16 protein-coding genes and 1 other RNA gene are annotated in these 20,121 nt (G+C 66.4%); 12 read left to right on the top strand and 5 right to left on the bottom strand.

What is annotated here, in order from left to right; translation table 11 throughout:
* Window positions 1–36: 36 nt before the first annotated feature.
* Window positions 37–1,425 (bottom strand): adenylosuccinate lyase, encoded by a 1,389-nt coding sequence (gene purB, locus HWW87_RS13125; protein ID WP_175820565.1) that lies wholly within the window; start codon window positions 1,423–1,425, stop codon window positions 37–39.
* Between the two features lie 265 nt (window positions 1,426–1,690).
* On the opposite strand from purB, the gene HWW87_RS13120 reads away from it, so the two are divergent.
* The 6 genes from HWW87_RS13120 (at window position 1,691) to HWW87_RS13095 (ending at window position 7,587) form a co-directional block, all read left to right on the top strand.
* Window positions 1,691–2,644, top strand: coding sequence for a LysR substrate-binding domain-containing protein (locus tag HWW87_RS13120; protein ID WP_175820564.1), 954 nt, complete (start codon window positions 1,691–1,693; stop codon window positions 2,642–2,644).
* Between the two features lie 277 nt (window positions 2,645–2,921).
* Window positions 2,922–4,208: a Glu/Leu/Phe/Val dehydrogenase gene (locus tag HWW87_RS13115; protein ID WP_175820563.1), complete on the top strand. Its 1,287-nt coding sequence runs from the start codon at window positions 2,922–2,924 to the stop codon at window positions 4,206–4,208.
* Window positions 4,209–4,469: 261 nt separating this feature from the next.
* Complete coding sequence (locus HWW87_RS13110; protein WP_174429914.1) at window positions 4,470–5,363, top strand: glutamate/aspartate ABC transporter substrate-binding protein; 894 nt, start codon at window positions 4,470–4,472, stop codon at window positions 5,361–5,363.
* A gap of 84 nt (window positions 5,364–5,447) precedes the next feature.
* Window positions 5,448–6,188, top strand: a complete 741-nt coding sequence (locus tag HWW87_RS13105; RefSeq protein WP_175820562.1) for an amino acid ABC transporter permease — start codon at window positions 5,448–5,450, stop codon at window positions 6,186–6,188.
* Window positions 6,188–6,865 carry a glutamate/aspartate ABC transporter permease GltK gene (gltK, locus tag HWW87_RS13100; protein ID WP_174386072.1) on the top strand — a complete coding sequence of 226 codons (678 nt, stop codon included), beginning with the start codon at window positions 6,188–6,190 and terminating at the stop codon, window positions 6,863–6,865. The genes HWW87_RS13105 and gltK overlap by 1 nt, the downstream gene beginning before the upstream one ends.
* Window positions 6,862–7,587, top strand: a complete 726-nt coding sequence (locus HWW87_RS13095; RefSeq protein WP_175820561.1) for an amino acid ABC transporter ATP-binding protein — start codon at window positions 6,862–6,864, stop codon at window positions 7,585–7,587. Before gltK ends, HWW87_RS13095 begins: the two co-directional genes overlap by 4 nt.
* 82 nt (window positions 7,588–7,669) lie before the next feature.
* On the opposite strand, the gene HWW87_RS13090 is transcribed toward HWW87_RS13095, so the two are convergent.
* Both HWW87_RS13090 and HWW87_RS13085 read right to left on the bottom strand, forming a co-directional pair.
* Window positions 7,670–12,952 carry an autotransporter outer membrane beta-barrel domain-containing protein gene (locus tag HWW87_RS13090; protein WP_175820560.1) on the bottom strand — a complete coding sequence of 1,761 codons (5,283 nt, stop codon included), beginning with the start codon at window positions 12,950–12,952 and terminating at the stop codon, window positions 7,670–7,672.
* 613 nt (window positions 12,953–13,565) lie between these two features.
* Window positions 13,566–14,480: a class II glutamine amidotransferase gene (locus tag HWW87_RS13085; protein WP_175820559.1), complete on the bottom strand. Its 915-nt coding sequence runs from the start codon at window positions 14,478–14,480 to the stop codon at window positions 13,566–13,568.
* 205 nt (window positions 14,481–14,685) lie between these two features.
* Here HWW87_RS13085 and pyrC point away from each other — a divergent pair, with 205 nt between their 5' ends.
* The 3 genes from pyrC (at window position 14,686) to rnpB (ending at window position 17,049) form a co-directional block, all read left to right on the top strand.
* Complete coding sequence (gene pyrC, locus HWW87_RS13080; protein WP_011350953.1) at window positions 14,686–15,750, top strand: dihydroorotase; 1,065 nt, start codon at window positions 14,686–14,688, stop codon at window positions 15,748–15,750.
* Window positions 15,751–15,896: 146 nt separating this feature from the next.
* Complete coding sequence (locus HWW87_RS13075) at window positions 15,897–16,625, top strand: DUF3025 domain-containing protein (RefSeq protein ID WP_244107202.1); 729 nt, start codon at window positions 15,897–15,899, stop codon at window positions 16,623–16,625.
* Between the two features lie 12 nt (window positions 16,626–16,637).
* An RNA gene (gene rnpB, locus HWW87_RS13070) (RNase P RNA component class A) lies at window positions 16,638–17,049 on the top strand.
* Window positions 17,050–17,118: 69 nt separating this feature from the next.
* On the opposite strand, the gene HWW87_RS13065 is transcribed toward rnpB, so the two are convergent.
* Together HWW87_RS13065 and HWW87_RS13060 are read right to left on the bottom strand one after the other, a co-directional pair.
* A complete protein-coding gene (locus HWW87_RS13065; RefSeq protein WP_074801272.1) occupies window positions 17,119–17,583 on the bottom strand; it encodes an OsmC family protein in 465 nt (154 codons plus the stop codon).
* Between the two features lie 408 nt (window positions 17,584–17,991).
* Window positions 17,992–18,297, bottom strand: a complete 306-nt coding sequence (locus HWW87_RS13060; protein WP_174429907.1) for a DUF1090 family protein — start codon at window positions 18,295–18,297, stop codon at window positions 17,992–17,994.
* A 310-nt stretch (window positions 18,298–18,607) separates the two neighbouring features.
* Here HWW87_RS13060 and rplM point away from each other — a divergent pair, with 310 nt between their 5' ends.
* From rplM to erpA, 3 genes are all read left to right on the top strand, one after another.
* Complete coding sequence (rplM, locus tag HWW87_RS13055) at window positions 18,608–19,036, top strand: 50S ribosomal protein L13 (RefSeq protein WP_041490553.1); 429 nt, start codon at window positions 18,608–18,610, stop codon at window positions 19,034–19,036.
* 10 nt (window positions 19,037–19,046) lie between these two features.
* Entirely contained in the window at window positions 19,047–19,439 is a 393-nt protein-coding gene (gene rpsI, locus HWW87_RS13050; RefSeq protein ID WP_174386066.1) for a 30S ribosomal protein S9, read from the top strand.
* A gap of 217 nt (window positions 19,440–19,656) precedes the next feature.
* Window positions 19,657–20,028 carry an iron-sulfur cluster insertion protein ErpA gene (gene erpA / locus HWW87_RS13045; RefSeq protein WP_006759918.1) on the top strand — a complete coding sequence of 124 codons (372 nt, stop codon included), beginning with the start codon at window positions 19,657–19,659 and terminating at the stop codon, window positions 20,026–20,028.
* Window positions 20,029–20,121: the final 93 nt, after the last annotated feature.

Below are 20,121 nucleotides of genomic sequence, written 5' to 3'. Positions count from 1 at the left end.
CGCATCGGGCTTTTTTTCGTCAGGCGACGGTGGTGCTTACGCGATCCGCTTCGCGAGTTCGACGGCCTTGCCGATGTACGACGCCGGCGTCATCGCGAGCAGGCGATCCTTCGCGTCCTGCGGGATCGCGAGCGTGCCGACGAATTCCTGCAGCGCCTCGCGCGTGATGCCCTTGCCGCGCGTCAGTTCCTTCAGCTGCTCGTACGGGTTCTCGATGCCGTAGCGGCGCATCACCGTCTGCACCGGCTCCGCGAGCACTTCCCAGCAGTTGTCGAGATCGTCGTTCAGGCGCTGCGGGTTCACTTCCAGCTTGTCGAGGCCGCGGATCAGCGAATCGTACGCGAGCAGCGAGTAGCCGAGCGCGACGCCCATGTTGCGCAGCACCGTCGAGTCGGTCAGGTCGCGCTGCCAGCGCGACACCGGCAGCTTGTCGGCGAGGTGGCGCAGCGTCGCGTTCGCGAGGCCGAGGTTGCCTTCCGAGTTCTCGAAGTCGATCGGGTTGACCTTGTGCGGCATCGTCGACGAGCCGATTTCGCCGGCCTTCGTCTTCTGCTTGAAATAGCCGACCGAGATATAGCCCCACACGTCGCGGTCGAGGTCGAGCAGGATTGTGTTCGCGCGCGCGACGGCGTCGAACAGTTCGGCCATGTAGTCGTGCGGCTCGATCTGGATCGTGTACGGGTTGAACGTGAGCTTCAGGCGGTTTTCGATCACGTCGCGCGAGAACGCTTCCCAGTCGAATTCCGGATACGCGGACAGGTGCGCGTTGAAGTTGCCGACCGCGCCGTTCATCTTGCCGAGGATCTCGACCTTCTCGATGCGCGTGATCGCGCGCGCGAGGCGCGCGGCGACGTTCGCGAGTTCTTTGCCGAGCGTCGTCGGGCTGGCCGGCTGGCCGTGCGTGCGCGACAGCATCGGCTGTTCGGCGTGCGCGTGCGACAGCGCGACGAGACGCTGGTAGACCGTGCGCAGCGCCGGCAGGATCACGTGTTCGCGCGCGCCGGCGAGCATCATCCCGTGCGACGTGTTGTTGATGTCCTCGGACGTGCATGCGAAGTGGATGAATTCGCTCGCCTGCTCGAGTTCGGCCTGGCCCTTCACCGATTCCTTCAGCCAGTATTCGACGGCCTTCACGTCGTGATTCGTCACGCGCTCGATTTCCTTGATGCGCGCGGCGTCGTGCGCGGTGAAGCGCTCGGCGAGCTGCAGCAGGAACTGCTCGGACGCTTCCGAGAAGCGCGGGACTTCCGCGAAGCCGGCGCGCGACAGCGCGATCAGCCAGTGCACCTCGACGGTGACGCGGTGGCGCATGAAGGCGGCTTCGGAGAGCCAGTCGCGCAGCGCTTCGGTCTTGCTGGCGTAGCGGCCGTCGATGGGCGAGAGCGCGGTGAGGGCGAAAAGCGTATCGGGACGAGTGTCGGACATGATCGGGCGGGGCCTTGGGGCCGGGTCGAGCGAGGGGAAGGAGAATCTGGCATTTTACCATTGGCGCGGGCCGATCCCGGCCGAACCGGTCCGGCCGCGGTTGCCGCGGGCAGGTGACGCTCGGGCGGCGCCGGGGCAGCGCGCGAATGGCGTGCCGATGGGCGCCCGCGCAGGCTCGCCTGGCCGTCCGCCGAGCCGCCGGCCGGGCCTGCCCGCCGGTAGAATGCAGGCTTCTTCCCGACCGCCGCCCGCCGCGCCCGCCTGCATGGAACTGAAATGGCTCGAAGACTTCGTCTCGCTCGCGGAAACGCGCAGCTTTAGCCGGTCCGCCGAGCTGCGGCACGTGTCGCAGCCGGCGTTTTCGCGGCGCATCCAGGCGCTCGAGGCGTGGCTCGCGACCGAGCTGATCGATCGTTCGGTCTATCCGACACGGCTCACGCAGGCCGGGCAGATCTTCTACGAGCAGGCGCTGACGATGCTGTCGCAGGCGCACGAGGCGAGGACGCTGCTGCGCGGCCACGTCGGCGCGCCGGTGCCGACGATCGAATTCGCGGTGCCGCACACGCTGTCGCTCACGTATTTCCCGCGCTGGCTCGAGCGGATCGAAGCGAAGATGGGCCAGGTCCACACGCGGCTGCGCGCGCTGAACGTGCACGACGCGGTGCTGTCGCTCGTCGAGGGCGGCTGCGACCTCGTGATGGGCTACCACCACCCGAGCCACCCGGTCGCGCTCGACCCGGCACGCTACGACATGCTGATCCTCGGCAGCGAGCCGATCAGCCCGTTCTCGGCGCCCGGCCGCGCGGGCCGGCCGCGCCATACGCTGCCCGGCGCGGCCGACGCGCGCGTGCCGTATCTGTCATATACGCCGAACGCGTATCTCGGCCGGATGACCGAAGTCATCATCGCGAACGCGCCGACGCGGCTGTTCCTCGATCGCGTGTACGAAACCGACATGGCCGAAGGGCTGAAGGCGATGGCGCTCGCGGGCCACGGCGTCGCGTTCCTGCCGCACAGCGCGGTCGACGATGCGGTCGCGGGCGGCCGGCTGATCCGGCTCGACCGGTCGGCGCGCGGCGGCGCGCATCCGTTCACGCTGACGATGGAGATCCGGCTGTACTGCGACAAGCTCGCGCTGCAGGGCGACGATCCGCGGCAGAAGCTCGTACGCGGGCTGTGGGACGTCGTGCGCGACGAACTGCGCGAGACCACGGGTTAACCGCCGACGGTTAATCCGGCCAACCGGCCCCGGCCGGCTGACGGCGGCCTTGCAGCGCCTGTCGACCGGCTGTCCGGCGGCCGGCCCGCGTCTATCCAATCCGATTTTTCACGAACGCGATGCACGGCCGATCGCGGGCGTTCTTGCGCAAATCGACTGCGATTTTGCGAAAAATCGCGATCATGCAAGAAACGCATAATCGAATAAACAAACGGCATTGGATAAAAAAAACGGGTTTTTCGACAATGTGCGCAATCCGTTGAACGTTGGAGCCTCCATGTCTTCGCAACAGCAGTCCATCCCGTCCTACCTGCACGCCGACGATCTCGGCCCGTGGGGCAACTACCTTCGGCAGGTCGATCGCGTCGCGCCGTACCTCGGTTCGCTGTCGCGCTGGCTCGAAACGCTGAAGCGTCCGAAGCGCATCCTGATCGTCGACTGCCCCATCGAGCTCGACAACGGCACCGTCGCGCACTTCGAGGGCTATCGCGTGCAGCACAACGTGTCGCGCGGCCCGGGCAAGGGCGGCGTGCGCTACCACCAGGACGTGACGCTGTCGGAAGTGATGGCGCTGTCGGCATGGATGTCCGTGAAGAACGCGGCCGTGAACGTGCCGTACGGCGGCGCGAAGGGCGGCATCCGCGTCGACCCGCGCAAGCTGTCGCGCGGTGAGCTCGAGCGCGTGACGCGCCGCTACACCAGCGAAATCGGCATCATCATCGGCCCGAACACCGACATCCCGGCGCCGGACGTCAACACCAACGAACAGGTGATGGCGTGGATGATGGATACCTACTCGATGAACCAGGGCCAGACGTCGACCGGCGTCGTAACCGGCAAGCCGATCGCGCTCGGCGGTTCGCTCGGCCGCAAGGAAGCGACGGGCCGCGGCGTGTTCGTCGTCGGCTGCGAAGCCGCGAAGAAGAAGGGCCTCGAGATCGAAGGCGCACGCATCGCGGTGCAGGGCTTCGGCAACGTCGGCGGCATCGCGGCGAAGCTGTTCCAGGAAGCCGGCGCGAAGGTGATCGCGGTGCAGGATCACACGGGCACGATCTACCAGCCGGCCGGCCTCGATTCGAACCAGCTGCTCGACCACGTCGCACGCACGGGCGGCGTCGCGGGCTTCGAAGGCGCCGAGCCGATGCCGAACGACGAGTTCTGGACGGTCGAGACGGACATCCTGATCCCGGCGGCGCTGGAAAACCAGATCACGGAAAAGAACGCGGCGAAGATCCGCACGAAGATCGTCGTCGAAGGCGCGAACGGCCCGACGACGACGGCGGCCGACGACATCCTGAGCGCGAACGGCGTGCTCGTGATCCCCGACGTGATCGCGAACGCCGGTGGCGTGACCGTGTCGTACTTCGAGTGGGTGCAGGATTTCTCGAGCTTCTTCTGGACGGAAGACGAGATCAACCACCGTCTCGAGCGCGTGATGCGCGAAGCGTTCACCGGCGTGTGGGCGGTCGCGGAAGAGCACAAGGTGACGGTGCGTACGGCGGCGTTCATCGTCGCGTGCAAGCGCATCCTGATGGCGCGCGAAATGCGCGGCCTCTACCCCTGATCGAGCGTCCCTGACCGGGCGTCCCTAACCGGGCGTCCCTGATCGTCGACCATGAACGATTCATGACGCAATCCACCCGATTGCTGATATGAACCCTCGCGGGCGATGCCGGATCCGGCATCGCCCGCGCGCGCATTCGGCGCGCCCGAAGCCGAGAGGAAGGCTTCGCACCGGGCGATTCGTAGTGCGGTAAACAACCAGTACTTTCAAAAATATTACTTTGATACACTGGCGCGGGTTTTAGCCAAGGAGATGACCAAAATGAAATACCACAAGGCAGTCCTGATGGTCGCGGCGCTTTGCGCGTTCGCAAGCGGCGCGCACGCTCAGGAGACGGGCACGCTGAAGAAGATCAAGGACACGGGCGTGATCGCGCTGGGCCACCGCGAATCGTCGATTCCGTTCTCTTACTATGACCAGAACCAGCAGGTGGTCGGCTATTCGCGCGACTTCCAGATGAAGGTCGTGGACGCGGTGAAGAAGAAGCTGAACCTGCCGAACCTGCAGGTGAAGAACATCCCGGTCACGTCGCAGAACCGCATCCCGCTCGTGCAGAACGGCACGGTCGACATCGAGTGCGGCTCGACGACCAACAATACCGAACGTCAGCAGCAGGCTGCATTCTCCGACACGATCTTCGTGATCGGCACGCGCCTGATGACGAAGAAGGATTCCGGCGTCAAGGATTTCGCCGACCTGAAGGGCAAGACGGTCGTGACGACTGCCGGCACGACGTCGGAGCGCCTGCTGCGCAAGATGAACAACGACAAGCAGCTGGGCATGAACATCATCAGCGCGAAGGATCACGGCGATTCGTTCAACACGCTGGAATCGGGCCGCGCGGTCGCGTTCATGATGGATGACGCGCTGCTCGCGGGCGAGCGCGCGAAGGCGAAGCAGCCGGGCGAGTGGGTGATCGTCGGCACGCCGCAATCGGAAGAGGCGTACGGCTGCATGATGCGCAAGGGCGACACCGACTTCAAGAAGGTCGTCGACGACGCGATCTCGCAAGTCGAGAAGTCGGGCGAAGCCGCGAAGATCTACGCGACGTGGTTCGAGAAGCCGATCCCGCCGAAGGGGCTGAACCTGAACTTCCCGCTGTCCGAGTCGATGAAGAAGCTGTACGCGAACCCGAACGACAAGGCGCTCGACTGACCACGCGGTCGTTGATGCAGAAATGACGCTAATGAGACGGAAGAGGCCACGCTTCTTCCGTTTCTTTTTGCTGGAGTCTTGCCCATGTCTTACCACTGGAACTGGGGCGTCTTCCTGAGCCCCGTCTCGACCGGCGAGCCGACGACTTATTTCGGATGGCTGATGTCCGGCTTCTGGGTGACGATCGAGGTGTCGCTCGTCGCCTGGGTCATCGCGCTGATCGTCGGGTCGCTGTTCGGCGTGCTGCGCACCGTGCCGAACAAATGGCTCGCCGCGATCGGCACCGTGTACGTGTCGATCTTCCGGAACATTCCGCTGATCGTGCAGTTCTTCATCTGGTACCTCGTCGTGCCGGAGTTGCTGCCCGCGTCAATCGGCACCTGGATCAAGCAGTTGCCGCCCGGCACGCAGTTCTTTACCGCATCGATCGTCTGTCTCGGCCTGTTCACGGGCGCGCGCGTGTGCGAACAGGTGCGCTCGGGGATCAACGCGCTGCCGAGGGGCCAGCGCGCGGCCGGCCTCGCGATGGGCTTCACGCAATGGCAGACGTACCGCTACGTGCTGCTGCCGGTCGCGTACCGGATCATCGTGCCGCCGCTCACGTCCGAATTCCTGAACATCTTCAAGAACTCGGCGGTCGCGTCGACGATCGGTCTGCTCGACCTGTCCGCGCAGGCGCGCCAGCTCGTCGACTACACCGCGCAGACTTACGAGTCGTTCATCGCGGTGACGCTCGCGTACGTGCTCATCAACCTCGTCGTGATGGGGTTCATGCGCTGGATCGAAGGCCGTACGCGGCTGCCCGGCTACATCGGAGGCAAGTGATGCATCAGTTCGACTGGAGTAGTATTCCCGGCGCGATACCGACGCTGTGGACCGGTGCGATCGTCACGTTCAAGATCACGCTGATCGCGATCGTCGTCGGCATCGTCTGGGGCACGTTGCTGGCGCTGCTGCGGCTGTCCGGCGTGAAGCCGCTCGCGTGGTTCGCGAAAGCGTACGTGACGGTGTTTCGCTCGATCCCGCTCGTGATGGTGCTGCTGTGGTTCTTCCTGATCGTGCCGCAACTGCTGCAGGGCGTGCTCGGGTTGTCGCCGACGATCGACATTCGCCTTGCCTCGGCGATGGTCGCGTTCTCGCTGTTCGAAGCCGCGTATTATTCCGAGATCATCCGTGCCGGCATCCAGGCGGTGCCGCGCGGGCAGGCGAATGCCGCGTTCGCGCTCGGCATGAATTACGCGCAGGCGATGCGCCTCGTGATCCTGCCGCAGGCGTTCCGCGCGATGGTGCCGCTGCTGCTCACGCAGGCGATCGTCCTGTTCCAGGATACGTCGCTCGTGTACGTGATCAGTCTCGCGGACTTCTTCCGCACGGCCGCCAACGTCGGCGATCGCGACGGCACGACCGTCGAGATGGTCCTGTTCGCCGGCGCATGCTATTTCGTGATTTGCTCGTTGGCGTCTGCTCTCGTCAAGGGTCTCCAGAAAAAGGTCACAAGATGATTTCCATCAAGAACGTTTCGAAGTGGTACGGCCAGTTCAAGGTCCTCACCGACTGCACGACCGAGGTCAAGAAAGGCGAGGTGGTCGTCGTGTGCGGCCCGTCGGGCTCGGGCAAGTCGACGCTGATCAAGACCGTGAACGGCCTCGAGCCGTTCCAGCAGGGCGAGATCCTCGTGAACGGCCAGTCGGTCGGCGACAAGAAGACGAACCTGTCGAAGCTGCGCTCGAAGGTCGGGATGGTGTTCCAGCACTTCGAGCTGTTCCCGCACCTGTCGATCACCGAGAACCTGACGCTCGCGCAGGTCAAGGTGCTCGGCCGCGGCAAGGACGAAGCGAACGAGAAGGGCATGAAGCTGCTCGATCGCGTCGGCCTGAAGGCGCATGCGCACAAGTTTCCGGGCCAGTTGTCGGGCGGTCAGCAGCAGCGGGTCGCGATCGCGCGCGCGCTGTCGATGGACCCGATCGCGATGCTGTTCGACGAGCCGACGTCCGCGCTCGATCCCGAGATGATCAACGAAGTGCTCGACGTAATGGTCGAACTCGCGCAGGAAGGGATGACGATGATGGTCGTCACGCACGAAATGGGCTTCGCGAAGAAGGTCGCCCATCGTGTGATCTTCATGGACCAGGGCGCGATCGTCGAGGACGACCGCAAGGAAGAGTTCTTCGCGAACCCGAAGTCGGATCGCGCGAAGGACTTCCTTGCGAAGATCCTGCACTGAGCGCTCGCGCGTTTTCGCGCGCACCCATGCGAAAACCGCCCGGCAGGCAGCCGGGCGGTTTTTTTTCGTCCGGTGCCGGGCGTTACCAGCTGTACCGGTAGCCGACCTGCCCGACGATCCCGCGCCGGTAATCGCCGCCGATGTTGCGCGCGATCTTCGCATTCGCGTACAGCTCGCCCGACTTGCCGAAGCCGGCAGTCACGCCGACGCCGAGCTCGTACCAGGTGCGCCCGAGATGCGTCGCGAACGGCGTGCCGCCGACGACGGTTTGCCCCGGCGACAGGAAGTCGTGCAGCACGTCGGCCGTGAAGTACGGCGTCGCGGCGCCGCCGCCCGCGTCCGACTGCAGGTTCGGCCGGAAGATCCGCACGCCGACGCGGCCGCGCAGCGCATTCGTCGTCGTGCCCGATACGGCCGACACGTTGTCGTTGAACCCGTTCAGCTTCAGGTACTGGTACATCAATTGCGCCTGCGGCTCGACCGCGACCGGCAACGTGCCGATCGCGAACGGCTTGCCGACTTCCTGCGACAGCGCGACGCCGAAGCCGTTCTGCGACGCCTCGTTGCCGTAGCTGTCGCGATAGCGGTTGCCGTAGTGCGTGACCTGCCCGACGCTGTCGAGGTAGGTGCCGTCGGACAGGTAGCGCGTCCAGTAGCCGCCGACGCTCTGCGCGTGCATCTCGACCGAGCCCGTCGACGTCGACAGGTTGGGTGAGCCCGCGCGCGCCATGTCGCTGAAGCTCGCATTCGACACGCCGATGCTGGCCGTCACGCCCGCATGCGTGCTGCCGGCGCCGTTGGGCGCCTGGTCGAGGGTCCAGTCCTTGCCGAACTGCGCGAAGAATGTGCGTTCGTCTGCCGAGAAGCGGCCCGCGTTCGCATCGAGGCTCTGGCCGCCGATGCGCCCCCACACGCCGTCGCGATTGCCGGGCTGCTGCTTCTCGACGTTGTAGATATCGCCGACGCGCTCGTGCAGCCGGCCGAGCGTCGAGAAGCCGTAGTCGGCGTTCAGCAGCGGCGTCATCGCGTAGCCGGAGACGCCCGGACGATACGCGAGCGCGCCGCCGCCGTTGCCATTTCCATTCCCGTTGTTGCCGCCGTCGCCGCTGCCCGACGGGTGGATCGGGTCGCCGGGGTCGGTCTGGTCGAGCTGCGAACGCAGGTACCAGCCGTTCGCATCGCTTTGGCCGCCGCGATAGAGTCGGTACTCGTACGCGCCGGCCTGTACCGGGCCCGCGAGATGGAACGCCGACGCGGCGGTCGTGCCGCCGTTGGCCGTGACGACCACGGGAATCCCGTCGCCGGTCGTCTGCGCGCCGCTGCCGGCCGTGTTGGCGATCTTCAGGCCGGTCGTGCCGCTCGCCGCGCCGCCGTTCACGATCAGCCGGTCGGTCGGCGACGCGTCGGCGCCGAGATACGTGTTCAGCGCGATCGTGCCGCCGTTGCCGACGTAGCCGCCGGTCGTCAGCGTCTTGTAGCTGCCGGTCAGCGTCGGCGAGCCGGTCGGCGCGGCGAACGCGACGAGGCCCGCGTTGTTCAGGCGGCTCAGGACCGAACTGCCCGTCATGCGCCACGTGCTCGTGCCGTCGACGGTCAGCGCGACCGGGTCGATCTTCCCGGTCAGCGTCGTGCCGTTCGCGAGGAACACGTTGCCGGTGCTCGACGCGTCGGAAACGATGTCGCCCGCGAGGTTCACCGCCGATGCGTTGAACGTCACGTTGCTGCCGTTCGCGAGGTTCAGCAGCGTGCCGTTGCCGGCCGTCACGACCGTGCCGTTGCGCACCGCGATGTCGGCCGTGCCGCCGCGTGCGGCGAAGGCCGGCCCGGTGGCGGACGTCACGCTGCCGCCGTCGACGAGTACCGAGCCGGTCGCGCCGTTCGCGAACGTGTCCGACGTCAGCACGCCGGCCGTCGCGCCCGTGAGCGTCGTGCCGGTCAACGCGAGCACGCCGCCGCTGTTCGCGGTGGCGCCGTTGCCGGCCGCGCTGGCGAGTGACGAACCCGTATCGGCGATGCGGCCGCCGTTTTGCGCGACGATGCCATCGGCCGCGGCACCCGATGCGGAAATTTTCGCGCCCGACAGCAGGGCCGTCGCGCCACCGTCCATGACGATCGCATGGGCGTTCGTGCCGGTCGTCGCGACGGTCGTCCCGTTGGCCGTGAGCATGGAATCGGCCCCCGACACGGACAGGCCGCGCGCATCGGCGCCCGCCGTGCGGACGACCGTGGCCGCATCGGTCGCGATGCGCGCGCCCGCGCCGGTCGACGTGAGGCCGGCGGCGCCGTTGCCGGTCGTGGCGACCTGCGTGCCGGACAGCGCGATCGTTGCATTCGCACCGAGGTTGCGGATCCCGCTGCCCGATCCGCCGACCGCGATCGACGTCGCGCCGGCCGCGATACCGCCGTCCGTGACGGTCGAGTCGATCAGCACGCCGTCGGCGCTGCCGTTCGCGATGACGGTGCCGGTGCCCGACAGCGCGACCGATGCGCTGGCCCCCGTCAGGCGTACGCCCGCCAGGCCGTCATCGGCTTCGATCGAACCCGCATTGGCGAGCGTGGCCGACGCACCCTGCACGAGCGCGCCCGTGCCGTTGGCGACGCGGATCGTCGATGCGTTGTTCACCGTACCGAGCGTGCCGGCCACGACGCCCGTCGAGCCCGCGCCGGTCAGCAACACCGTGCTGCGGTTCTCGAGCGTGCCGAGGTTCTGCGCGATGAAACCGGTCACGCCGGCGGTCGACGACGTGACGGCGGCGTTGTTGGTCAGCGTCGTCGCGACCGGTGCGCCGGCATTCGCGCCGGCGAGGTCGTGCGCCTGCCCGTCGACGATGCCCGCGGTCGCGCCGGTCGCGTTCAGGTTGATCGTCGCGCCCGCGTCGATCTTGCCCTTCGCGCCGCCTTCCACGGCGATCGCGATGCCGTTCGCGCCGTTGACGTCGTAGATCGCGTTGCCGGTGGACAGCGTGGTGCCGGTGTCGGTCGCGAGCACGCCGCGCGCCCGCTGGCCGTTGACGTCGGTCGTCAGCGCGCCGGCAGTCGACGTGCCCGTGTAGGCCGCGCCGCCCGCGACGCGGAACAGCGTCGAATCGTCGGTGTCGACGCTCAGGTGCTGCGCGGCGACGTTGATTTTCGAGCCTGCGCCGTATGCATAAAAGCCGATCTGGTTCGTGCCGGACATGAAGGCCGGCACGGCGTTCGCACCGACGTCGATCGTCGCGCCCGAACGCGCATGCACGCCGATCGCGCCGGTGCCCGTCAGGTTGAGCGCACCGTCGATCGTGGCCTTCGCGAGCGGCCCCTCGGCCCACACGCCGTAGTTGCGCGTGCCCGACGCGGGATCGAGGCCGCCGGCCACGTTGATCGTGCCGGTCGACGTCGCGGCCGTCGCGTTCGTGCCGGTCCCGACGACCATGATGCCGATGCCGTTCACGCCATTCAGCGTGATCGTGCCCGTGTTGGCCACGGTCGCGGCGGTGTCGGCGGCGAGCATGCCGACGTTGGCGAGCGGCGTGCCGGGCGCGGCGCCGTTGACGACGATCGTGCCCGCGTTGGTCAGCGTGCCCGAGGTCGAGCCGATGCTCGCCAGCGCGGCGCCGTTCTGCGTCTGCGCGCCGATCACGATCGTGCCGAGGTTGCTCGCGGTGCCCGACGCGCCGAGCAGGATGCCGTACGCGTGCGCGGTGAGCGCGACGTCGTTTGCCGTCTGACCGGGCGCGTACTGCGCCGAGCGGCCGAGATAGATCGTGCCGCCGGCTTCGTTCGTGAAGCTGCCGCCGGCGACGAGGCCGCCGATCACCTGGCTGTCGAGCGTCGTCGCGTTGACGCCGACGTTGATCGTGCCGGCGTTCGACGCGCGTGCGCCGCCTGTCACGGCGACCGCGTAGTTCTGCAGGTCGGGGCGGTTGCCGTCCAGCGTCCACGCGCCGACGTTCATCACGCCGTTGTTGACGAACGACGTGGCCGCACCGTTCGCAAACACGCCGTTGCCTTCGGTGTACGCGTTGTAGTTGAAGTTGTTCGGCGGCGCGCTGCCGCTCGTGTCGAAGTCGTCGCCGGATGCGTACCCGGACGAGATCACGCCGTTGTTGACGCCGCTCGCACCGCTCAGCAGGCGCACCAGCGTGAAGTCACCCGACAGGCGGCCGTCGTTGATGAAGTGCGCGCCGTTTTCCGCGAGGACGGCCGAGCTCGAGACGATCGTGTTGACGCCGCGGAAGTCGATCTGGCCATCCTTGCCGATCTGCAGCGTCGCGTTCGCGCCCGTGCCGTGCATCACCGACAGGTGATCGATCGGCAGCGTGTTCTTGTCGCCGGCGGACACAGTGTTCTGATACTGGAAGGCCTGCTGCGAGAACGTGACGGCCTGGCTGAATGCGCTGTCGTAGGCAGCCTGCGAGCCGAGCGCGCCGCTCTGCACCGAGCGCACGAGAAAATCGTTGTACGCGGCGAGCGAGGCGGCGTCGGTCACCTGCCACGTGCTGCCGTCGAATGCGGTGAAGGTACCCGCGTAGGTCGGCACGTCGAGCTGGCGGGTGCCGACCGCGCCGCCGTCCGCGAGGTAGTCGCCGGTGGTGAACCGGATCTGGTTGCGCGAGTTCCAGGTGACGGTGCTTTTCGCGGCGCCCGTGCCGTCCGCGACGGTCAGGTCGGTCTGCTTCGCGGCCATCTCGATCGCGTTGCCGGCTGCATCGGGAGCGTTCGCCGCATTGCCGATCGACACGTTGAGCGTACCGCCGGTGGCGGCGACGGTGCCGATGCGCGTGTTCACATACTGATCGCCGTTCACGTCGTGATAGACGGGCACTTCGGTCGCGCCGGCCGTCGACGCGGAGAACGCGGACGAATCGTAGGTCGCGACCGACGTGTGGGTGCGGGTGATCGAGTCGGGCGTGCTGACGCTGTGGGTCTTGCCGCCGAGTGACAGCAGCGGCTGGTTCGGGTTGCCCGACACGATGGTCGTGCTGCCGATCGGCGTGAGCGTGTAGCCCGGGTCGCCGCCGTTGGCGGCCCATGCGCCCGACACGCCGACGGTATCGCCGCCCGACACGGTGGCGGAGCCGGCCAGGTTGTCGTTGACGGTGGGGCTGAAACTGCCGGGCGCGCAGGTGCCGCCGTTCGCGACGGCCGTGCCGTTGCCGCACGTCGATGCATGCGCGGAGCCGGCCGACAGTGCCGCCAGTGCGGCGCCGAGCGCCGCGACGCGCAGCGGCGACCGGCGCGCTGCGCGGTGCGCTGCCTTGTGCGCGGTGCGGCGGCTTGCACCCGATTCGCTGCCCGAGCGTTTGCCGCGCGCCCGAGCCGTTTCCGCAACCGCGACCCAGCAGCCGGCGGCCTCGTTCCATATCGATCGAAATGAGTGATTCACGACTACCCCTCTTTCTTCTTTTGACGTGGCATTCGCCGCCATTCGGCGAATTCGCATTCCGCGGTGGGGAAATGATCCGAAGGGGCGTGCGGCGGCTATGGCTGCGTGTCGCGCCAATCGTGTTTCGTTACACCGAGGATGGGCGGAGTTTACTGATTCGGGTGGCCGTCGATTATCGAGAAACGGGAAACTGTAATGATGCGAACCGTAATGCGTGGTATTTTTGATTTGTGTGGTTAATCGAACCGAAAGCCATGGTGGTGGCGGGTCTGGGGGGATTTCGTGAAAATCCGGAGGGGCTGCCGGAGTAGGTGGGATAGCGCACGGTTCCGGCGGATGAGGCGCGCTAAAATGCGGTTCCGGGATTTTCGTTTTAATTGATGGCTGTTTCGTGTGTCTCGATTTTTATTTATTTTCGCTCGTAAATTAATAAAATCAAGCGAATCTCGCGTGACGTCGATCGGTTGCGCCGGGTGGTGGCCAAAATGAAGCCGTATTGGCCGGAGCGGGGCGATGTGCGCCGATGACGGGCGTCGTCGGACGCGTCGTATGAAGTTCGCGCAGCAGGCAGGCAGTGAGCAGGAAGCGGGCGCAGCCGATGCCGCGCGGGGCTTCAGAAATCGATCGCGTCGTCGGAGTCGCCGTCGGCCGCGGTGGCGAGCGCTTCGCGAACCTCCGTGCGCGGCGCGGACGCCGACGCGTCGAGCGCCGGGTTGCGCAGCTTCTCGAGCACGCGTTCGGGCACCGGAATCTGCATCCGCGCGGCGACGTCGCCGCACTGGAACATGATCAGCTCGCCCGGCTCGAATGCGGTCCAGACTTCGTTGTCGGTGAGCGGCTGCGTCGCGATCACCGCGACGCGATCCTCGGGCGTCGTGTATTTCGCGAAGTCGATCGACAGGTCTTCGTCGACGAGATGCGCGGTCGAGAACGGCCAGCGCCGCACGAGGTAGTGCAGCCGCGTCGAGCAGTGCGCGAAGAGCGCCTGGCCGTTCGACATCAGGAAATTGAACACGCCGTGATCGGTGATGCCGCGCGTCAGTTCGCCGACCCGCTCGAACAGCTCGGGCAGCGGCGGCTGCGCGCCGGGAAAGGCCTCGCGCAGCCCCTGCATCAGCACGCAGAACGCCTGTTCGCTGTCGGTCGTGCCGACCGGATGGTAGACGCTGCCGTCCATGTCCGGCGCGTAGTCCTGCAGGTCGCCGTTATGCGCGAAGATCCAGTGCCGGCCCCACAGCTCGCGCATGAACGGATGGCTGTTCTCGAGCAGGATGTGCCCTTGCGTCGCCTTGCGGATGTGCGCGATCGTGTTCTTGGACTTGATCGGGTAGCGCTTCACCATTTCGGCGATCGGCGACGTGGCCGATGCCTGGTGATCGATGAAGAGGCGACAGGCCTTGTCTTCGAAGAACGCGATGCCCCAGCCGTCGGCATGGTGATCGGTGAGCCCGCCCCGGGCCGCGAAACCTGTGAAGGAGAATGTGACGTCCGTCGGCGCGGCGCAGTTCATTCCAAGGAGTTGGCACATTTTACGTGGGGCGGCAGGCCGAAGCAGGGGGTAACGAACCGGGCGAACCCCGGTACAATGCGGCTTCTAGCATATCACCGAGCCCTGAGCGGTAAAAAGCGGATTCCGCTGGCCAAAGGCCCCGTGTTGCGGTTTGCCGTCAGTCGGCCCGCGCACGCGCGTTCCGGCCCCGCCGATGGCAAGCCCGTTCCTCACGATGCCTCCTATGACTGCCTCGAACGCTTCTTCCCCGGCGACGCTTTCGCTCGCCCGTCCCGACGACTGGCACCTGCACCTGCGCGACGGCGACATGCTCGCCGCCGTGCTGCCGCACACCGCCCGCCAGTTCGGCCGCGCCATCGTCATGCCGAACCTGAAGCCGCCGGTCACGACCACCGCGCAGGCGCAGGCCTATCGCGAGCGCATCCTCGCCGCGCTGCCGGCCGGGATGACGTTCGAACCGCTGATGACGCTGTACCTGACCGACAACACGCCGCCCGACGAAATCCGCCGCGCGCGCGAAAGCGGCTTCGTGCACGGCGTGAAGCTGTACCCGGCCGGCGCGACGACGAATTCCGACCATGGCGTCACCGATCTCGCGAAATGCGCGAAGACGCTCGAGGCGATGCAGGAAACCGGCATGCCGCTGCTCGTGCACGGCGAGGTGACCGACGCGTCGATCGACCTGTTCGACCGCGAGAAGGTGTTCATCGACCGCGTGATGACGCCGCTGCGCCGCGACTTCCCGGGCCTGAAGGTCGTGTTCGAGCACATCACGACGAAGGACGCGGCCGACTACGTGCGCGATGCCGACGCGGCGCCTGGCCTGCTCGGCGCGACGATCACCGCGCATCACCTGCTGTACAACCGCAACGCGCTGTTCGTCGGCGGGATTCGCCCGCATTACTACTGCCTGCCGGTGCTGAAGCGCGAGACGCATCGCGTGGCGCTGGTCGAGGCCGCGACGTCGGGCAACCCGCGCTTCTTCCTCGGCACCGACAGCGCGCCGCATGCGCGTGACGCGAAGGAAACCGCGTGCGGCTGCGCGGGCTGCTACACGGCGCTGCACGCGCTCGAACTGTACGCGGAAGCGTTCGACACGGCCGGCGCGCTCGACAAGCTGGAGGGGTTCGCGAGCTTCTTCGGCGCGGATTTCTACGGGCTGCCGCGCAGCGCCGAGACGGTCACGCTGCGCCGCGAGGCGTGGGAGCTGCCGCGCGAGATCTTCGCGGGCGATACGCCGGTCGTGCCGCTGCGCGGCGGCGAGACGATCGGCTGGAAACTCGCGTGACCGGCGCGCCGCCGCGCGAACCCGGCCCTGCGGCCGGTCGCGCGGCGGCGGAGTTCGCGCGGATCGACTGGTCCGCGCCGTGACTCGCGCATCATGCGGAGCCGGGCCGCGCGTGGCAGGCGGCCGCCCGTGCGGGCGAGGCTGCGCTGCTCGATGCATTGAACGGTGCGTTGCGCGGCGGCGATCGCGTCACCGGTCGCGGCAGGCCGCTGCGCTTCGTGCCGCAGGCCGAGCTGCCGCCCGGCGTCGCGTACGAGACCCATATTGCGGACACCGGCCGCGTGCCGACCCGCCACACGCTTCACGACTTCTTCAATGTGCTCGTCTGGTTCGCGTACCCGCGCACCAAGGCCGCGCTGAACGCGCGCCAGGCCGCCGCGATCGACGCGGCGGGCGGCGTCGGCCCCGTACGCGGCACGTTGCGCGATGCGCTGACGCTGTTCGACGAGAACGCCGCGCTGTTCGTCACCGCCGACCGCGCGCTCGCCGACGCGCTGCGCGGCTTCGACTGGCCGGGGCTGCTGGTGGCCGCGCGCGAGGCGTGGGGCACGCGCTGCGAAGCGCGGCTCGTCGGCCATGCGCTGCTCGAACAGCTCGTCGCACCCTACAAGTCCTGCACCGCGCACGCGTGGATCGTCGACGTGAGCGCCGACTATTTTTCATGGCCCGACGCGCAACGGCGCGCGCATGTCGACGCGCGAATCGCCGCCGAACTCGCGACGCGCGCGCTGACGAGCCGCGATTTCGCGCCGCTGCCGGTGCTCGGCGTGCCGGGCTGGTGCGCGGCGAACGCCGACGCCGCGTTCTACGACGATCCGGCCGTGTTTCGCAGCGGCCGCCGCTCGCGCGCTGCCGACGGCGGCGCGCAGTGCTAGAATGCGCGTCGCAAAGCAGGCCAGGCAGTCGCGGCCTCGCCGCCTTCGGGCGCGCGGGGGCGAGGAAAGTCCGGACTCCACAGGGCAGGGTGATGGCTAACGGCCATCCGTGGCGACACGCGGAACAGGGCAACAGAAAGCAAACCGCCGATGGCCCGGCGCAAGCCGGGATCAGGTAAGGGTGAAACGGTGCGGTAAGAGCGCACCGCGGCGACGGCGACGTTCGCCGGCACGGTAACCTCCACCCGGAGCAATTCCAAGTAGGCAGGCGCGCATTTTCGGATGCAGGACGGGGCCCCCGTCTCGTCTGCGGGTAGGAAGCTTGAGCGCGTCAGCAATGGCGCGCCTAGAGGAATGGCTGCCACGCGTTGCGTGCTTCGGCGCGCAGCGTGCACAGAATCCGGCTTATCGGCCTGCTTTGCCGTTCGAATGCGAAAGGGCCGGCGTCTCCCTGCGGAGCGCCGGCCCTTTTTTTCATGCGTGCGTCGCGCGCTCAGGCGGCGACGATGTCGAACGAATGCGTGAGTTCGGCCGTCTTCGCGATCATGATCGACGCGGAGCAATACTTGTCGTGCGACAGGTTGATCGCGCGCTCGACCGTGGCCGGGTTCAGGTTGCGGCCGGTGACCGTGAAGTGGAAGTGCACCTTCGTGAACACCTTCGGATCTTCGCTCGCACGCTCGGCCTTCAGCGTGACCGAGCAGCCGCTCACTTCCTGGCGGCTCTTCTTCAGGATCAGCACGACGTCATAGGCCGTGCAGCCGCCGGTGCCGAGCAGCACCATTTCCATCGGACGCGGCGCGAGATTGTGGCCGCCGCCTTCGGGCGCGCCGTCCATCGTGACGAGATGCCCGCTGCCGGTCTCGGCGGAAAACGCCATGCCGTCCTGGCCCATCCAGCTTACTTTGCATTCCATGCTTGCACTCCAGCGTTGCCTGATTCGGATTCGATCCGGCATTGTAGCCCGCAGCGCAACGGTCGGCTGATGCGCTGCACGACGGGCAACGCCGGTGCCGCGCGAGCAGGGCGGCGAGCGGCGATTTCCCGGTTGAATTTAGGGGTTTTGCTCTAGGCGAGGGCGGTTTTAAGTCGTGTCCGATACGATTATGTAATTGATTTTAAACGGAAAGTGATTCTCGGAAGTTTGCCGGCCACGATCTCATATCGTGGTATTTGATTTCGCAATGCAAATTTTCTTGTGAAGTCCGCAGGGCATTCGTATAATGAGCCTCATTGGTTGTCGCGCTGCGGCAACCTCCGAATGTCTCCTCCACCCTCCTCCTAAGGTGGATTAAGCCCGAACCAGCCGTTCGGGCTTTTTTTCGTCCCATGCAAACATCGGCGCGCGGCTTGCGCGCGCCGGCAGTCATGCGGGCTGTCGCGCCGCCGGCTGCGAGGTCGCGTCGGGCGGCGTGCCGCGCGAGCCGGCCTCAGGCGTCGGCGCGTAGGCGGCCGACGCGTGGCCGTGGCCGCGCGCGCAGAAGTGGCGGACACGTTCGCGCACCGCGCGCAGGCGCGCGATGCGGTCTTCGGCACGGGCGGTCCGGGCTTCGGCGATGCGCGCGTCGAGTGCGTCGAGCTTGGCTTCGCAGCCGGAGCGGGCGGCGACGGCGGGCGCCGCGGCGGCCAGCAGCGCGGCCGCGAGGAAGGGCGTAAGTCGTTGTTTCATCATGCTGGTTTGTTGTTTTTCGGGTTTGGCCGGTCGGGCGCGGCAAGGTCATGTGCCGCGCGTCGATGGGTGCCTCCCCAGGCGCTCGGTTCGCCTGGCTGGTGGGGCACGACCGGATTTTGGCCCATTTCGGCCGCCGCGAACACGGGGCGTGGATTCTCTTTGACCACGCAACCGTATTTCCTTTATAATTCAGGGCTTTTCCGCATTCATGCCCACGGAAAAAGAACAGGGAGAGCCTGCACCGCGCCTCGAAGCGCACACAGACAAGCAGGACGAACACATCGGGCAAAGCATTTTTTTTGGATCGATCATGAAGACGTTTTCCGCAAAAGCCCATGAGGTGACGCGCGAATGGTACGTGATTGACGCGACGGATAAGGTTCTCGGCCGTGTTGCCAGCGAAGTGGCACGCCGTCTGCGCGGCAAGCACAAGCCTGAGTTCACCCCGCACGTCGACACCGGTGATTTCATCATCATCGTCAACGCGAGCAAGTTGAAGGTCACGGGCAACAAGACGCTGGACAAGAAGTACTACCGTCACTCGGGCTACCCGGGCGGTATCTATGAAACGACGTTCGGCAAGATGCAGGAACGCTTCCCGGGCCGCGCGCTCGAGAAGGCGGTCAAGGGCATGCTGCCGAAGGGCCCGCTCGGCTACGCGATGATCAAGAAGCTGAAGGTCTACGCAGAAGCGACGCATCCGCATTCGGCTCAACAGCCGAAGGCGCTCGAGATCTAAGGGGACCCACATGATCGGTAACTGGAACTACGGTACGGGCCGCCGCAAGAGCGCAGTCGCACGTGTCTTCATCAAGGCTGGCAAGGGCGACATCATCGTCAACGGCAAGCCCATCGCTGACTACTTCTCGCGCGAAACGTCGCTGATGATCGTGCGTCAACCGCTGGAACTCACGAACCACGGCCAGACGTTCGACATCAAGGTGAACGTCAACGGCGGCGGCGAAACGGGTCAGGCAGGCGCAGTGCGCCACGGCATCACCCGTGCACTGATCGACTACGATGCGACGCTGAAGCCGTCGCTGTCGACCGCAGGCTTCGTTACGCGTGATGCGCGTGAAGTCGAGCGTAAGAAGGTCGGTCTGCGCAAGGCACGCCGCGCAAAGCAGTTCTCGAAGCGTTAATTTCGCTTCATGGCCTCGCCGCTTTCGGGCGGCGTCCGCCGAAAAAACCGCCAGCTTTCATGCTGGCGGTTTTTTTATGGCCGCTTCCGGGCCGCTGCGGCGCCCGCCCGCGCGGGCGCCCTTGATGAAATCGACAAGAACCTATTGATTTCATGGACATCAGCACGATCTTCTGATCGGCCCTACAATAGCGGCTAAAGCTTTTTGGAGAGTTCGAATGAACGCTGTTACCGAATCCGCAGCAACGACGACCGATATGCCGCTGCCGTTCGTCTTCACCGACGCCGCGGCCGACAAGGTCAAGCAATTGATCGACGAAGAGGGCAATCCCGACCTGAAGCTGCGCGTGTTCGTGCAGGGTGGCGGCTGCTCCGGCTTCCAGTATGGCTTCACGTTCGACGAGGAAGTCAACGAGGACGACACCGTGATGAACAAGAACGGCGTCCAGCTCCTGATCGACTCGATGAGCTACCAGTACCTGGTCGGCGCCGAGATCGACTACAAGGACGACCTCAACGGCGCCCAGTTCGTGATCAAGAACCCGAACGCGACCACCACCTGCGGGTGCGGTTCGTCGTTCTCGGTCTGAGCGCACGCCAGATCCGCGCCGGCTCGCCGGAATAAAAAACGGGGCTTCATGCCCCGTTTTTCATGCGCGCTCGCCTTGCAGCGCCCGCCGCGC

This window comes from Burkholderia sp. BCC0419 (assembly GCF_902830285.1).
Taxonomy (GTDB): Bacteria; Pseudomonadota; Gammaproteobacteria; order Burkholderiales; family Burkholderiaceae; genus Burkholderia.
Note: the sequence above shows the minus strand (reverse complement) of the source record. Positions and strands in the feature narration are given on the sequence as shown.